13 protein-coding genes are annotated in these 15,869 nt (G+C 63.0%); 1 reads left to right on the top strand and 12 read right to left on the bottom strand.

Going from position 1 to position 15,869, the window contains the following annotated elements:
• Window position 1: 1 nt before the first annotated feature.
• The 4 genes from TY25_RS37105 to TY25_RS37090 all read right to left on the bottom strand — a co-directional run bounded on the left by TY25_RS37105 (window position 2) and on the right by TY25_RS37090 (window position 7,714).
• Complete coding sequence (locus tag TY25_RS37105; protein WP_042264850.1) at window positions 2-1,495, bottom strand: flavin-containing monooxygenase; 1,494 nt, start codon at window positions 1,493-1,495, stop codon at window positions 2-4.
• A gap of 123 nt (window positions 1,496-1,618) precedes the next feature.
• The gene (gene car / locus TY25_RS37100; RefSeq protein WP_042264421.1) at window positions 1,619-5,113 is read right to left on the bottom strand and encodes a carboxylic acid reductase; all 3,495 of its coding nucleotides are present in this window, start codon (window positions 5,111-5,113) and stop codon (window positions 1,619-1,621) included.
• A 96-nt stretch (window positions 5,114-5,209) separates the two neighbouring features.
• Window positions 5,210-7,000, bottom strand: a complete 1,791-nt coding sequence (locus TY25_RS37095) for a carbamoyltransferase family protein (RefSeq protein ID WP_042264419.1) — start codon at window positions 6,998-7,000, stop codon at window positions 5,210-5,212.
• A 240-nt stretch (window positions 7,001-7,240) separates the two neighbouring features.
• On the bottom strand, window positions 7,241-7,714 hold the full coding sequence (locus TY25_RS37090; protein WP_042264416.1) for a flavodoxin family protein: 474 nt from the start codon (window positions 7,712-7,714) through the stop codon (window positions 7,241-7,243).
• Between the two features lie 558 nt (window positions 7,715-8,272).
• Here TY25_RS37090 and TY25_RS37085 point away from each other — a divergent pair.
• Entirely contained in the window at window positions 8,273-8,623 is a 351-nt protein-coding gene (locus tag TY25_RS37085) for a putative quinol monooxygenase (protein WP_042264415.1), read from the top strand.
• A 137-nt stretch (window positions 8,624-8,760) separates the two neighbouring features.
• Here the strand turns inward: TY25_RS37085 and TY25_RS37080 are convergent, their stop codons facing one another.
• From TY25_RS37080 to TY25_RS37045, 8 genes are all read right to left on the bottom strand, one after another.
• Window positions 8,761-9,543 (bottom strand): hypothetical protein, encoded by a 783-nt coding sequence (locus TY25_RS37080; protein ID WP_042264414.1) that lies wholly within the window; start codon window positions 9,541-9,543, stop codon window positions 8,761-8,763.
• Window positions 9,544-9,575: 32 nt separating this feature from the next.
• The gene (locus TY25_RS37075; RefSeq protein WP_162184254.1) at window positions 9,576-10,940 is read right to left on the bottom strand and encodes an FAD-dependent oxidoreductase; all 1,365 of its coding nucleotides are present in this window, start codon (window positions 10,938-10,940) and stop codon (window positions 9,576-9,578) included.
• A gap of 22 nt (window positions 10,941-10,962) precedes the next feature.
• On the bottom strand, window positions 10,963-11,952 hold the full coding sequence (locus TY25_RS37070) for an ACP S-malonyltransferase (protein ID WP_052383444.1): 990 nt from the start codon (window positions 11,950-11,952) through the stop codon (window positions 10,963-10,965).
• Between the two features lie 22 nt (window positions 11,953-11,974).
• Entirely contained in the window at window positions 11,975-13,153 is a 1,179-nt protein-coding gene (locus TY25_RS37065; RefSeq protein ID WP_081869349.1) for a 2Fe-2S iron-sulfur cluster-binding protein, read from the bottom strand.
• Window positions 13,154-13,161: 8 nt separating this feature from the next.
• Window positions 13,162-14,649 (bottom strand): phytoene desaturase family protein, encoded by a 1,488-nt coding sequence (locus tag TY25_RS37060; protein ID WP_042264407.1) that lies wholly within the window; start codon window positions 14,647-14,649, stop codon window positions 13,162-13,164.
• Window positions 14,650-14,718: 69 nt separating this feature from the next.
• Entirely contained in the window at window positions 14,719-15,123 is a 405-nt protein-coding gene (locus TY25_RS37055; RefSeq protein WP_042264406.1) for a hypothetical protein, read from the bottom strand.
• Window positions 15,120-15,533 (bottom strand): hypothetical protein, encoded by a 414-nt coding sequence (locus TY25_RS37050; RefSeq protein WP_042264405.1) that lies wholly within the window; start codon window positions 15,531-15,533, stop codon window positions 15,120-15,122. The genes TY25_RS37055 and TY25_RS37050 overlap by 4 nt, the downstream gene beginning before the upstream one ends.
• A complete protein-coding gene (locus TY25_RS37045) occupies window positions 15,520-15,867 on the bottom strand; it encodes a hypothetical protein (protein WP_042264404.1) in 348 nt (115 codons plus the stop codon). Before TY25_RS37045 ends, TY25_RS37050 begins: the two co-directional genes overlap by 14 nt.
• Window positions 15,868-15,869: the final 2 nt, after the last annotated feature.

Raw genomic sequence — 15,869 nt, 5'->3', positions numbered from 1 at the left:
GTCACCGTTGCGGTGCGACGCCCTCGTCGTAGTCGGAGGACTCGAAACGCCTTGTTTTCCATCGATAAAGGACCGTAGGGCCGGGCCAGTTGTTGGTGATGCGCCCGGAGACGTTGCGGTACCAGCTGGAGCACGAATGCCAGGGGGTGCCCTGCAGCCGGTGCTGCAGCCAATCGTCCCAGGACTGCTCGGCGGCGGGCCGAACGGACAGGAAATGTCCGGAGCGGCCGGTCAGGTACGCCACGACCTGACGGATGTAGCGGGCCTGGGATTCCAGCATGTAGATGACCGACCCGGGGGCGACGTTGGTGTTCGGCCCATACATCAGAAAAAGATTCGGGAAGCCGGGCACCGACATGCCCAGGTAGGCGCGGGCGCCCTCGGGTGACCACTCGTCGGCGAGTTTGCGCCCGCGCAGACCGTAGATGTTCATCGGGGCCAGGAACTCCGTGGCCTTGAAGCCGGTGCCGTAGATGATCACGTCGACGTCGTGCTGGGCGCCGTCGCGGGTCCGGATGCCGGTGGGTGTGACCGCCTCGATCCCTGTGGTCTCCACGGCCACGTTCGGCTGTCCGAGCGCAGGGAAGTACTCGTTGGAAAACAGGGCGCGTTTGCCGCCCGGCTGGTAGTCGGGCGTCAGCTTGTCGCGTAGTTCGACCACTGGAACCTGTTGGCCACGAAGGCGATTCGCAAGCGCCACGACCGGCTTCATGATCACCGGAACATCGTGCAGTCCCAACGCCAATACCTCGAAGGACGCCCAGAACGCGAACCGCTCCGCCCAGCGAATGGGCGCCAGGTACTTGAACAATGCGTGATGCACTGCGCTGTAGCGGGTATCGAATTTCGGCAGAACCCACCCTGCCGAACGCTGGAACACCGTCAGCTGCGCGACCTTCGGCTGAATCGCCGGAATGTATTGTGTAGCGCTGGCTCCCGTACCGATGCAGGCCACTCGCTTGCCGGCGAGGTCGACGCTGTGATCCCACTGCGCCGAATGGAAGGACGCCCCGGCGAAGGTGTCGATGCCCGCGATATCCGGTAACGCCGGACGTGACAGCTGGCCCACCGCGGGAATGAGGACGTCCGCAGTCAGGGTCGTGCCGTCGGCGGTGCGGATCTGCCAAATGCCTTGCTGTTCATCGAATTCTGCATCAGTCACTTCGGCGCCGAAGCGAATCTTCGCGGAAAGCCCGTGTTTCTCGGCCACCGTACGCATGTATTCGTGAATGTCGCGCTGCTGCGAAAACCGACGCGGCCAATCGGATTTCTGCTCGAACGACCACGAGTACAGCATCGAGGGCACATCGCAGGCTGCACCGGGGTAGTCGTTCTCCCGCCAGACGCCGCCGAGATCGGCAGCCTTCTCCAGAATGGTGTAACTCTCGATGCCCGCACGCTGCAGTTCCAGCGCCATCCCGAGTCCACCGAACCCGGCCCCGATGATGACGACAGAGGGCTTGCGTGTCACAGCTGTTGTTGCTGTTGTTTTCATGTTGACCATCACACTCGTTTGAAATCGGTCGGCCGATTCATCCGGCGAAGGATGCCGAGCCGAAAGTTGTAGTCCTGCTTGACGAACGGTCCTCCGCAAGCCGACGCGTGGATTACCTGTGACCTACAGCAGGTTTCGCAATTTCAAATCACTCACGTACTTTTCGATCAAATCCGGTGTCAGGTGCGGGATGTCGCGCCCTGGACCCAACTGCGCGTCCTGCACGGCGGCTTGAAACTTCTTGGCCGGAAGGGCCGCACCGGGGATCGGCACAGCCGCACGCCGGTAAGCATGCAGCAGCGGCAGCACCGAGTGCTGTCGCTGTCGCTCGGACAGAACACGCAGCGCGGTGCCGAAGCGCGACAACCACTCGGCGTACCCATCGATCCGATCGATCGAATGACCCGCCGCGATCAGCCAATCCACGAACTCGTCCAGCGAAAGGCCGTCGTCGTGCGGATTGAGCACGTCGAAGGTCTCGAAACCAGAAACGACCTGGCTGCCGAGTACCGTGATCGCCTGCGCGGTGAAATCCACCGGTAAACCGTCGTAATGTGCGCGCTGCCGATTGCCCATACGGTCGGTCTCGTAGAACGACTTCGGCGCTACCCCGGTGGCCAGCACGCTGAGCACCAGCCTGGTGAACATATCTGAGACGTTCAGCTGACCGGCAAACCGGCTGTGCGCCAGAATCATATCGGAGCGGAACACCGCCACCGGCAGCCCGCACAAGTCGTAGGCTTCGCGCAACAGCACCTCACCGGCCCATTTGCTGGTGCCGTACCCGTCGGCATACCCCTCGTCCAGCGAGCGCACCGCACTGATCTCGCGGATGTCGCCGTCCTCGGTGAACTGCTCCGGCGCCACCTGTGCGGCCACCGCCACCGTAGACAGATAGGTGACCGGCTTGATGCGCGTAGTCATAGCCAGTCGGATGATCTCGGCGGTACCGACAACGTTGGGCCCGAACAGCTGTCCGTACGGCAACACGTGGTTGACCAGCGCCGCCGCGTGCACGATCAGCTCGACGGTATCGGCCAGCCGCCTCCAATCCCGCTCGCTCAGACCGAGGCCTGGCTCACTGATGTCGCCGCACAACACCTCCAGGGTGCCTTCGGCCAGTTCGCGGTAGCGGTGCAACAATTCGGGATCGCCACTGTCGAACACCTCGTCGAGCCGCTCACGTGCCGCGACGGCATCGATGCCGCGGACGACACAGATCAATGTGCCGCCCGAATGATGCAGTCGTTGCAACCACTCCAGGCACAAGAACCTGCCGAGGTAGCCGTTGGCGCCGGTCAACAGCACGGTGCGCGGTTCGCCCGCCCGCGGCAGCGTGGTCGCCGCCGCCAGTGTCGAGGGGTCGATGAACTTGTCGAGCCTGAGATCTATGGCACGCAACTGCGAACCCGTGCCGTGCACACCGGTGGACGTGGGCCGCAAACTACCCGCGCTGCGTTCCGCCACTGCGTAGTTCGCGATACGCCGCAGATCGTTGGCGGAGCTGGCGATGACGCCGACCGGCACCTGCACACCCAACAGCTCCTGCAGCAGTGTCGAAAACGACAACGCTGCCAGCGAATCCCCGCCCAGATCGGTGAAATGCGCATCCGGCCGCAACTCGGCTGCGGAGACGCCTAGCACTGCCTGCGCTGCCCGGCTCACCGTCTCCAGCACCGGCAACATTCCGGCCTGTTGCCGCAGGGCCGCCAGCTCTTGTGTCTGCGCAGCCTCCGCCACACGGTACAGCGCCTCCAACCGCTCGCCGTACCGCTCTTTCAGACTGGGGCGCAACAGCTTCGACAAGCCGGCCAGCAGTCCGTTGTCGACGGTGAACGGCTCGGACTCGAGCAGGAAGTCGCGCGGAACCTCATAGGAACTCAACTCGGCGTCCTTGGCGATCTGCCGCAACGACTCGCTGATCGCGGCCTTCAACTCCGCCGTACCAGCATGCGTGGCGATCGCTTCGGCGACCGGCACGATGACCGCCAGCAGGTAGGCACGCTCGCTCGAACCGTACACGTAGATCTGCTCGACCAGCGGGCTGCCGACGAAGATGGCCTCCAACTTCGACACCGCCACGAACTCGCCCTGCGACAGCTTGAGCACGCTATTGCGGCGGTCGACGTACACCAGCTCGTCGAAACCGGTCTGGGCCATCACGTCACCGGTGCGGTAGAAGCCCTCGGCGTCGAAGAACTGCGAGTTCAGTTCTGGGCGTTTGTAATAGCCCGGGATCAGGGTGCGTGATTTGATCAGCAACTCACCTCGCGGATGAGGTCGATCAGTCGAGAAGTAGCCGAGTTCGGGGACATCGACCAGCTTGTAGTCCAAGATGGCCGTCCGCACCACCTTGTTGTTCATCAGCACACCACCGGTTTCGGTGGAGCCATAGGCGTCGATCAACGCGATGCCCAGCACCGACTGCATGAACTCACGCATATCAGCCGACAACGGCGCACTGCCGATCGAGGCGACAAGGAAGCGACCACCCAGGAACTGCTCACGCAATTCGGTCTTCACCTCCTGCTCGACGACGGTAGGTTCATCATCCGCTCCGACCCGCCGGGCCATCTCGCTCTGGAACCGCTGCAATACCATGTCGCACACCCGGGGCACGAACCCGAGCAACGTCGGGCGAGCCAGCGCGAAATCGTCGAACAGGGTCGACATATCGTTGCGCGCCGCAAAGTACACGGTGCCGCCTCGAGCCAGGCCCGTCAGCAGCAACTGGCGTGCCATGGTGTGACTCATCGGCAGATAACTGAGCGCGATACTCGGCATCGGGGACGCGCCGGCGGCACACCACGCATTCGTGAGTAGCCGCTGTGTGTACATGGCGCCCTTAGGGGTTCCAGTGCTACCGGAAGTGTAGATCAGCAAGGCCAGCTCGTCCGGGTCGGCACTGGCATGCAACGACGCGGCCGGCCGATCCTGCCCACTCGCGAGCAGCTCCACAATGGTCTCGACCACCACCGGGGTGTCGGCCAGCCTCCGGCGCGCAGATTCCACAGCGGCGCAGTGCTCATCGTCTTCGGCGTACAGACCGAAAATCAGCAGCGAACGCACCGAATCGCCGGCCGACGCCAGATCGACGGCCACTTCGAGCTGTCCGACGTCGGTGGCCAGCACCTTCGGTTCGACCTCGCGGACGATGGGGGCCAACTGCGTCGGCGACGCCCCGGCTTGCAACGGCACCGGCACCGCACCCGAGTACGTGCATGCCAGGTCCACGACCGTGTAGTCGATGCCCGTGGAACCCAGGACAGCAACGAAATCTCCGGCCCGCACGGACCTTTCGGCCCTACTTTGCCAAACGGCCGCTACCGTCCCGACCCGCTGCCACAGCTCACCGAAGGTGATGGTGTCGAACCACGGCAGCAATCGAGTTCGCCTGCACCCGTTTTCGTCCGGCACGAACTCGACCGCGCGCTGCCCCAGAGCAGGCCGATCCGCGTAACCTGCCATCACCCGAGCCACTGTCTGCGCCAACGACCCATCCGCGCGCTCGAGTTCCGCGGTGACGACCGGATCCGGTATCGCGGCTCGCACCTGCGCGTCGCGCTCGATCAGGTCCTCGACCCGGCGCGCCGCCAATACTTCCGCCTTGCGCTCCATCCCCCCACACCTCCCTGGCCACATCTGGCCCCTTCGATAAATCGGCGGCGCAGTCCGACCGCACCGCCGATTGGTTTACCTACCCCGTTGGCACTACTAGCGCTCTGCTTTACGAATCAGCAGCTTGCCGAGAACCAGGTAGTCGATTTCCGTACTCAAGAAACACCGAATAGCGTCCTCGGGAGAACCGACGATCGGCTCACCGGCCACATTGAAGGAGGTGTTGATCAAACATCCCACGCCGATTCTTTTCTGCACTTCACGAAGCAACTCGGCCAGTAGCGGGTTCTGATCGTCACCGACCGTCTGAACCCGTGATGTGCCGTCGACGTGACTCGCTCCGGGGATCTGGCCGCGAAACTCCTCCCGCACCGGCACCACGAAGGTCATATGTGGCGAAGCAGGGAGCCTTCCCATTTCGAACAACTTGCCGGCCTCGGACTCCAGAACCACGGGCGCAAAAGGCCGGAACGGTTCCCGGTGTTTGACCCGAAGGTTGATGGTGTCCTTGATATCATCGAATGTCGGATTCGCGAGAATGCTGCGGCTGCCAAGGGCACGTGGGCCGTACTCGGCGCTGCCCTGGAACCAGCCGATGACTACCTTCTCCGTCAGCAAGTCGGCAGTTTTGGCAGCAACGTCGGCCCCGTTCAGCTCCGTCACAACGAGGCGGTCTTCGAACAGCCGAGTAGCCTGGATCATGTCTTCGTGCGTGTATTCCGGACCCAGATATGTCGTGCAGGGCACCGGGGTGACGTTCCCGTACACATGGCCGACGTAAGCGGCCGCACCGATGGGAAGTCCGGTATCACTGGCCCCGAAGCTCACATGCACGGAGGAGAAATCGGCAGCCTCCAGAATCTTGGTGTTGTTCACACAATTCAGTGCGACTCCACCTTCGTGAATCAGGTTCGAAAGATTCGTGCATTTGGACAGAGCGGCGATTTGGTGCGCAGTCGCCAGTTCGAGGACATCTTGGGCCGCCCGTGCGACCCGCGCCTTGAACTCGATAGAGTCTCTGATCGAGTCGTCGGCACCGAAGATGCCGTCGAGCAAGCTCTCATAGGCGACGTGCCCCCCTGGACTGGTCAGCGGAATCGGAAAACTGATCTGACCATCATCGAGAAGTGTGATCAGCGAATCAACGATACGCGGATCCGTAGGGTTCGGGCAGTACGCGGAGAGTCCCATCACCTTGTACTCATCATTATTCGGATAGAAACCGAGGTAACGAGTGATTTCGCTGTAGAACAGTCCGATGGAATTACCGCTCCCGACGGTCAGATGCTCGAAGATGGTGATCTCGCCGTTCTCGATCTGCCCGGAGAGCGACGAGTCCTTCTCGCCCCGGCCGTCGCTGATGAAGAATGCGGTGTCACCACCGCCGCGCACCTGATAGCCACACATCAGGTGCGCCATATGGTGCGGAACAAGAATCAGCTTTCCGGCCGGGATTTTATATCCGGTCCGCGCATAGAAATCGTTCGCCACCTGCTCCGGGTCGAACAGTCGCTCGTACAGCTTATCCAACTCCGCGAAGACCATTGAGCGAAAGGCCGGGTCGGGCACGAATTCTGCCACTTCACTTTTCATCGAGTCGAGAACTTCACTCGTAAACGCCCACGGCAGAGCGAAGTAGTCCACATCGGACAACGATATGCCGGCCTTCTCGAGGCACCAATCTATCGAGTTCGACGGAAACTGACTGGTCTTCTTTTCCCTGTTCAGGCGTTCTTCTTCGACGGCGGCAACGACCCGGCCGTCGATGATGACTGCGGCCCCGGCGTCGTGGCCCACCACCGCGTAGTGATCTATCTTATCCGGACCCGGATACATGAGGTCGCTATCGCGACTGTGCGTGAACCCGTTGTAACCCAGAACGATCACAACGCCCCTCCTTCGATAATGGAAATATTCTTGGTGTATTCGAAAATTCCGACCACGGCCGGCTTCGACGACGGTGGCGCATGCCCGAGCAGGACGTGGGCACGCGTGCCGCCGATCCCCCACGGCGACACACCTGAGTGGACGCTGCTTCAGCCGATCACTCGGAGCCCTGGCCGACACGACCGTCCGAAACACCGCCGGGCATGGCATCCCGGCGACGCTCGGCGGATCGGCAGATGGTCAGGAAAGGGCGCCGTTGCGAGCAAGCAGTCCGGCGGCGAATTCACGCGCGGTATCCAGATCTGCGGCATTGGGGCGCCCCTTCCGGATGCCACCGAAGATCTTGAACGGCGCGAAGGTGTCCAACGCCCGGCTCGAGAACGTGTCGATCACCTCGAAGCCCTTCTCCTGCAACAGTTTGACCAGCGGGGCGGAGAAAGCGGTCGGCCCGGAGTCCTTGAAACCGCTGGAAGCGAACACGAACACCTTACCGCGCTGCCCCGTCGGCAAGGAGGCAACGAACTCCAGCAGCTCCGGATAGAACTTCTGGAGATGAATGCCCGAGCCGAAGCCCACCAGATCATAGGAGGAAAGTTCGGCAGCACTGATGTCCGCAGGATCGACGACCCGCGCTCCGAGCACGCCGGCGATCACATCGGCGACCTTCTTGGTGTTGCCGTGGTACTTCGACTTGCACACGAGGATGGTCTTCATACCAATTCTCCTTCAAATCTCTCGAATTCGTTTGTGATGCGGCGGGGAATTCTGGCCATGGGATCCCCTGCTCCTGGTCTCTCCCCCTGGCCACCAGTTCACTGTATCGGTACAGTTTGCCGAGTTAAATGATCCCAACGGGATGTCAAGTGCACCTTTCGGACCACGGCACCGCGCCGTAGCCGGGTAGGGGTCGGTGACGCCGCCTGAGGGGCCTCGACCGGATCGATGCCAGGTCACGCGGCCGTGACGGCAGCGGTCTGGGTACTTGCTCACGACCAGCACCATATGGCGGGCTCGCTACATAGAAGCCAGGGCCCGCCCCGGCCCGCGGCGGTCCGCCGCTTCGGTCCGGACCGGGACCATCCGCCGGAGTAGGCCGCAGCCCCGTCGGCCAGTTCCGCAGCAGTATGCGCACTTCACCGCGCGGTCGCTACACCCCACCACGCACACCGACGACCGCTCCGCTCTGCAGCCAAATCTATTATGAGGCAACGTGATACAACTTTCGTGTCAGTGCATTGCCCCGCGCCCAACCGCCCCGCTACCGTCCGAGATATGACTGATGTCTCACCTGCCGATCGAGTTCCCGTAGCGCTCATGGGATTCGCCCGACCGAAACCGGAGCGCGCCGACGAGCTGAAACAATTGTTGCTGTCGTTCGTGGCCCCGTCCCGCGCCGAGGACGGGTCCCTGGAGTATCACTTCCACGAAGACGCGAACGACCCATCGACTTTCGTCCTCTACGAGGTGTGGCGGTCCAAAGAGGACTTCGAGCGCCACCTTGCGCTGCCGCACATGCTGTCTTTCTGGGAACGCCGCATGGACTACCTCGAAGAAGACCTCGACATCCGGTTCTTGACGATGCACAGCCCGCACCCCAAGGTTTCCGCCGCTATCGCCCAGTAGGACTGCCGTCTACTCGGGCAACGCGTGAATCCAACAGGGTTTCGCGGCGTTTCGTGGAGCGGGCATGGCTGCTCCTGTGACGATGAGGTTCCGCACGTCATCGCCACAGGAGCCGTCCCTGCCCGCTACAACCGCAGCTACCTCGCAACGTAGGGCTGGACCGCGCCGACCGAGGTGATGACTCGCGACATCCGGCCATCGGTCGTCGCGATCCTGATCACAAAGTTTACGGTCAGGAGCGAGCACAGGACGGTCACCAAGCCCAGGAGGCTGGCGATCGGCGTGGCAAGATTCGTCAGCACTGCGAATACCGACGGCCCGCCCATGAACAAATTTCCGCCGAATATCGCCCCGACCGCGACGGGTAGAATCAGAATGCGATTCATCCCGCTGGTATGGGCGACGAGAAAACGCAGTACCACTGCCGTGAACAGCTCGAGCGCAGCGTTGAAGATCGGAACCGTGAACGGCAGTTCGAAGATTCGTAGCGGCTGACCCCCAACGTATCGGTACAGTCCCGCATTGATAATCAAGATTTCGACTGCCGAATCGAACAGTACGAGCGCTCCGTAGAGTTTCCAGATGGCGCCGCTCGACCATCCCCGCTCCCATGCGACCATGAACATGTAGATGGTTGTGCAATACCAGCCGAGGTAAACCAGTATCCCCCACACCGGGACGTCCGCCTGCGGTAGTTGGACGAAGGGAACGCCATCCGGAATCCTATAAGTGACGCCGATCAGCTTGCCGAGTACACCGTCGAACGGAGCGGCGGCAAGGCATGACGCGATCAGGGCGAACAGATAGTATTTTCGGTGTTTCACCCAAATCCAGATCGCCCACCCAGTGAGTCCGGCGGTCCAGATGATCATGGCCGTCAGGCAAATATTGCTTGCCATGCCGATAGCTTTTTCACTCATGCCAGTGTCCCTCCCGTAAACTTCGGTAGCGATCAGCCACTCAACGCGGCGACCATCTCCTGATAGCTGGGCGCCTGGCCGGCCGGACGCCAGCCGTTCTCCGCCAGATTCTTCAGCCGCACTGCTACTTCCGCGGTGTTGACGGCCGTCGGCCCATCGAACATATTGAGGCTGCGCTGCGCAATACGCCACAACACAGGATCGACTTTTCCGGCATCGAGCAATGCCAGTGCACTGATGGAGTTGATATCGACGGCGAACGGGCGCGCGGCCGAATCCGTTCTGATCGACCGCCAGTACGCTGTTCGCCGGGCATCCATCCGAACCGCATCGTCGAACCAGGGGCGCACGATATCGAGGGCCCCAGTGGTGGCGCGGACCGACTGCTCGGGCAGCCGCACCATGGCGCCGGACAACTCCACTGCCAACTGCACAGCCTGCGCCAAGGCTATCGGACTGCCACGACCGAAGCTGGGATCGGTTGTGCACAGTGCATCGCCGATCGGAAAGTATCCGGAAGGAGCATTCGGCCCGAGGCCACGAATCGTGTTGTTCAGACCTGCGATCGGAGTGACCCGTGTCAGCGGCTCAGGGACGCGGTTCCGAAGCCAATCTTCGAGCCGTGGGATGATCGCTATCGCCTTCTCGAACCCTTGGTCTTCGCGCAGCGACCGCAATCCATCGTCCTCGGGAAGCCTACCGAGCGTGATGCTGAAGATTCCGTTCTCATGGCAGAAGAGCGAACCGCCGAAGCCGTGACCGCCCACCTTCGACACTGAACCTTCGTACAGTTTCGGCTGTTCGACACCGGGAGCAAGACGGTAAAATCTACTATTATAGATGACATTGCATGACGTTTCGTCACGTACCTCGGTGAATTTCTTGGCAAGCCTGGAGCTGCGACCGCAGGCATCGATGACGATCGAGGTCGGCAGTAACTCGCCATCGACCACGGCGCCAACGACCGCATGATCTTCGACAATCACCTCGCGGACCGTCGTCCCTGAGCGCAGCGAGATATTCACCTCTCTGTCGATGGCACGGTGCAGGGCCCATTCGACCGCAATCCTCCGGGTCGCGACCATATACAGATCCGAGGCACCTGCCACGCCGCGTTGGATCTCCGGCTGTTCTACATTGATTTCTCCGGCGCCGATATCGAGGAGTTCCTCGTAAACATCGGGAAGCCATTTCTGCAGCAAACTGCGAAATAGCCCGAAAAAGACATGCGGATGCCGGTTCTGCGGCGCACCCGGTCGTGCCCAGGAATCCACGCCGTCGAACGTCTCCGGCGGCCCGTCATCCCGCTCGATCAAATCGACCTGGAATCCGGCGCGCGCCAGCAGCAATGCGCTGCTCAAACCGGCAATTCCCGCACCTGCCACTACAATTCGCACGATACATTCCCTTCGTCGATGATCAGGCGGCGCCCGGTAGAGTTGCCGCAAGTTCGGCCACAGCGGCCAGCGTGCTGTGCACCGGCTTACCCTTGACCACGACCGGCAGAGCGGTAGCGCCGCCGACATGTTTGCGGACCAGCGCGCACAAGGTGTTCTTCGCCCCCGACTCGACGAAGTCGCGGATGCCATCGGCCTTGGCCTGCAGCAGCCCGCTGTGGAACCGCACCCGCCGGGTGAAGTGGGTAGGCAGGATGTCCAGCAGATCGTCGGCGTCGGTGTATTCACGTTCGAGGATCGGGGAGTACACCGCGCAGCGCATCGGCCGGGGCGCCAGGCTCGGCAGCTGCGCCAACCGGTTCCGGAATCGGTCTACCGAGTCCCGCAACACGGGGCTGTGAAACGGATAGGGCGATGCCAGCCTGGTGCACAGGATCTCCTCGGCCGTGGCGATGTTCGCGAGGGCGACCAGGGCCTGCTCGGTACCGGACACAATGGTCTGGTCGGGACTGTTCTCCACCGCGACTGCCCATTCCGTGCTGGGCACCGACGCCGAGAGGGATTCGATCCGATGAACGTCGGCCCGCAGGGCCAGCATTCCGCCCACCCCGAGATCGGGTTTCAGTGCTTCGGAGCGGGCGGCGATCACCTTGGCACCCTGGGCGACGTCGAAGGCACCGGCCGCCACCAGGGCGGCGATCTCGCCCATGCTGTGTCCGATCAGCAATCTCGGACGCAGGCCGTCGTTCCAGAGGATGCGGTGCACGGCCACCGCGATCCCGTACAGTGCCACCTGCAAGGCGTCGGGGTCCTCCCGGACGAGTTGCGCGAGCCCCGGTGGCCGGCCATTGAAAAATGTCGAAGATACTGGTGTAGAACCGATTTCGATCAGCGATCGGTCGATCTCATCGAACACTGCCGCTACCTCCGACCGAAACGCTCCGAGCTCGGTGAACACTTCCTCGGTGTAGGCGCCCTGTCCTGGGAACAGCAAGCACAGCGTGGAATTCATTGCGGACCCTTCCGCTCGTTGTTCAGCACACACCGGGCCATACCTCGATCCTGCTGTCGGACAACGGATATGCCACGCAGGCGTGCACATGGTTCGTGACGCCATCCGACATCCGCAGTTTTGTCTGGGCGGCTACGACCACATCGCCGTCTGCGACTCGGACCCGGCACAGTCCACATTCACCCGACCGGCAGCCGGCCGGAATGCGCATTCCTTCGCCCTCCAGTGCGTCCAATAGTGTTTGCCCGCAACGGGTTTCGACAGTCCGACCGGCAGCGGTCAGCCGCACCGACGCATCGGGGTCCACACCGGCGGGCCAGTTGGGGTCCTGTTCCGGGCGCGGGGGTGCGCCGTTCGCCTCCACCCGGATCCTGCGTGATGGCTGCCCGAGCGCCCGCAACTGGCCGACTGCGAAGTCCTGGAACGCGGTCGGCCCGCAGACATAGCACATCCGTGCGCCCAGCGCTCCGACCACCGATTCGATGGTTGCACCGCTGAGGAATCCGGTGGGGCCGGACCAGTCCGAGGCCGGTTCGCTGAGGACGTACTCGACTCGGATACCGGGGTGCGCGGCGGCGATCGCATCCAATTCCGTCCGGAACAGGATGTCCTCGGCTGTGCGGGCTCCGTAGACCAGATGGAACCGGCGGTCCAGTCCGCGATCGACGATCTCGCGGATCATGCTCATCGCCGGGGTCACTCCGGAACCACCTGCGAGAAACACTACGTCGTCGCCGTGGAACAGAGGGTTGTGGAAGAAGGTGCCCATCGGCCCGGTGATGACGAATTCGTCACCCACACAAGCGATGTCGAGCAGGTGTCCGCTGACGCGGCCGCCCGGCACCGCGGCCACTGTGATGTCGTAGCCCTCCAACGCCAGCGGGCTGGACGAGATGGCGTACGGCCGGCTCGTTCCAGCGACACCCACACCCACGTACTGCCCGGCCATGAAGTAGGGCAGTTCCCCGCCGTCGCGGCGACGCAATCGCAGTGTGCGGCATCTCGGGGTTTCGGCGACGACGCGGTCGACGACCACGTCGATCGAGTTCGGGCTGTGCCTCTTGATCGCCGCGGCGGTCGACGACTCGTGGTCCCGGTCATCGATCTCGCGAGCGGCGAGATCGGCGCGGATCTCCGCATGGCCGTGGAACAACGCGATGACGTCCGAATCCGCCGTCGTCTCCGAACTTGCTGTGGTCATCTTTACTCCTACAGTGTGCTCAGCAGCCGCAGAGCGACCCGCTCACCGGCTTCGAGGGTGTACTGGAATCCGCCGTTGCCGGACCAGGCACCGGCCAGATGAAGTCCGGGTACCTGGCTTTCCCGGTCGAGGCCGCGTAACTGCCAGACATCGGTGGTGTCCTTTTCGTAGCCGTAGATCGCGCCACCGGGGGTACCGAGGTACCGCATCACCGTGAGCGGGCTGGCGACTTCGGCTTCCTCGATGGCGTCGCGGATTCCGGGTGCCGCCTGTTCGGCCAAGCGCAGCATGCTGTCGGCGTAGGCATACTTCGCTGCCGCGTAGTCCCGAGGGGCCAGCCGTTCCCAGGCGGCACCGTATTGCAGGGTGACAATGGCAACGTGGCTCGCCCCTTCGGGGGCGAACCCGATCGGATCGACGTCGAAGCACGACACGCACACTCCGCGAGCGGGACTCAGTGACCGGGTGCCCTCGTAGAGGTAGTCATCGTCGGTTCCGATATTGACCAGGGTCGTGCCGCTGGTGATGCCGAGTTCAGCGGGGGTTGCGGCCAGGCCCAGATGAATCACTACCGCCGAAACACCCACTCGGCGCAGGCCGAGCTCGGCGCTCACCGACGCGGGAACATCTTCGTCGGCAAGCATGCGGTACGTGATGGGAGCCGAGGCGTTCGATACCACCTGTGGTGCAGTCACTTCGGTGCCATCGGCCAGCACCACAGCGCGCACGACGCCGTGTTCGGTGCGGATCCGATCCACTCGGGTGTTGAACCGCACCTCACCTCCCGCGGCACGGAACGATTCGAGTACGGCCGCCGACATGGCCTGCGAGCCGCCGCGCACATGCCACGGCTTCAGCTCCAGGTAGCCGTACAGCATCATCGCCATCTCCTGGAACGGCAACCGCGACGGCGGCATCCCGAGATACACCCAGTAGGAGCCGAGCACCGATTTGATGCCTTCGTCCTGAAAGTGATCGTCCAGCACGTCCCGGAGCGGGCGCAGCGCGTTTTCGAACAGAGTCGGACCGAGCTTGTCCAGTGCCAGCAGTCCGCGGCTGGCAACCATGTTCCACATCGCCACCCCCTTGACCAGGCCGAAGAATCGCTCGATCCGTTCCCGGTTCCCGGGGAACGCTGCCTCGAGCGCCTCGGTGGCGTCCTGCCAATCCGGGGGCAGCCGCACGTCGTACACACCGGGCACCACGACACGGCACAGGTCGGACTGTTGCACCAGTTCCAGCCGATCGAGCGCACCGACCCGGCGGAACAGCTCGCGCAGCGCCACCGACCGGTGCTGCCCTTCGGCGGCGACTCCGGACAGTTGATGCAGCGCCACTTCGAACTCGAACCGACCGCGCCGGAAAGAGGTTCCGGCACCGCCGGGCACATTGTGCCGTTCGAGCAGCAGCGTTCGTAATCCACTGCGCTGCAAGGTCGCCGCGGCGGTCAGTCCCGCGTTTCCGGCGCCGATGACAATGGCGTCGTAATCGGTCACGCCCCCCGTCCTTTCTTTTCTGCTGAACAGCCTTGGCGTCCAGTAATTTTCAAGCGCCGCGTGTGACGCCTACTGGTAGTAGACGAGGTCTGTCGTGCGGACCAGTTCCGCCGCCGACGCATCGTCGAGCTCGTCGACGCAGCTGCGCAGGATTTCGGCACGGTCGGTCCGGCGGTCGTCGTCGGGCAGTGCGGCGATCAGTTCGGCGACCGAACAATCGGTGACGTAGCCGACGCCGAGCCGACGGCTGTCCGCCAGGACGGTCGCCGGGTTCGTGTACCGCGGCAGCACCGACTCGGCCGCGTGGTATCCGCCCTGGTCCAGCACGATCTGATGGAGTGCGAGCCGTCGTAGCAGCACGGTGACCGGCCCCATTCGCTGATGCATCACCAGCGCATCGAACAGACCCTTGCCTGCGTGGTCGAGTAGTCCCCGGTCCATGCGGGTCACGATGACGAGTTGACGTTTCTTCATGCTCGACCCACGTAATAGATCTTGTCCGCGGCGTTGAGGTAGCGGGCGTAATGCGACAGATAGCCGGTGCGGAAAAGCTCCCGGTCCACCGAATATCCGCATTCCCCACTGCATTCGGCACAGCCGACGATGGTGAGATCGGCACCGAACTGCTCGCGCATCGCTGCGAGGATGCCCTTCATCGTCGGGGGCCGACTCTTGTCGAGGCACAGCAGCGCCGAGGTCTCGGTCCCCGTGCCCTCATTGCAGGTGACGGTTGCCAAGCCACACATCCACAGTGTCACCGAGGCGCCCTGCCGCAGCATCGCGGACACGGCCTCCACCACCAGGGAGAACAAATTCGTCTGGTACGGAGCGTATTCGGAGACGATGAGCACGGAGGTGCGCTTCAGCGTGTCAGTGCCAGACACTTCTGGACCCCCCGTCGAGCAACTGGACGGCCAGATCGTCGACGCTCATGACGGTGATGCCGTCGTCGCCGATCCAGTTCGCCACCTCCACCGTGTCGGCTTCGCTGCGCACCACCACCCGGAACGCACCAGGGTGCCGATCCAGGATGTCGTGGTAGCGCTGCCGCACCTCGGGCACGGAGAGCTGGGTCAGGGCTCGGTTGGTGAAGACCACCGACAGCTCGAGATCGGAGGTTTCGGCGACCCTGGACCACCAGGCGATCTCGCGCTGGGCGACGGTCAGGTCCTCGGTCCCGGTTTCGACGAAGGTCACCGCGTTCGCTGTTTCGATCATGA

The sequence above is a fragment of the Nocardia brasiliensis NBRC 14402 genome (assembly GCF_000308475.2).
GTDB classification, from domain to species: domain Bacteria; phylum Actinomycetota; class Actinomycetes; order Mycobacteriales; family Mycobacteriaceae; genus Nocardia; species Nocardia brasiliensis.
This window is presented reverse-complemented; position numbering and strand designations above follow the sequence as displayed.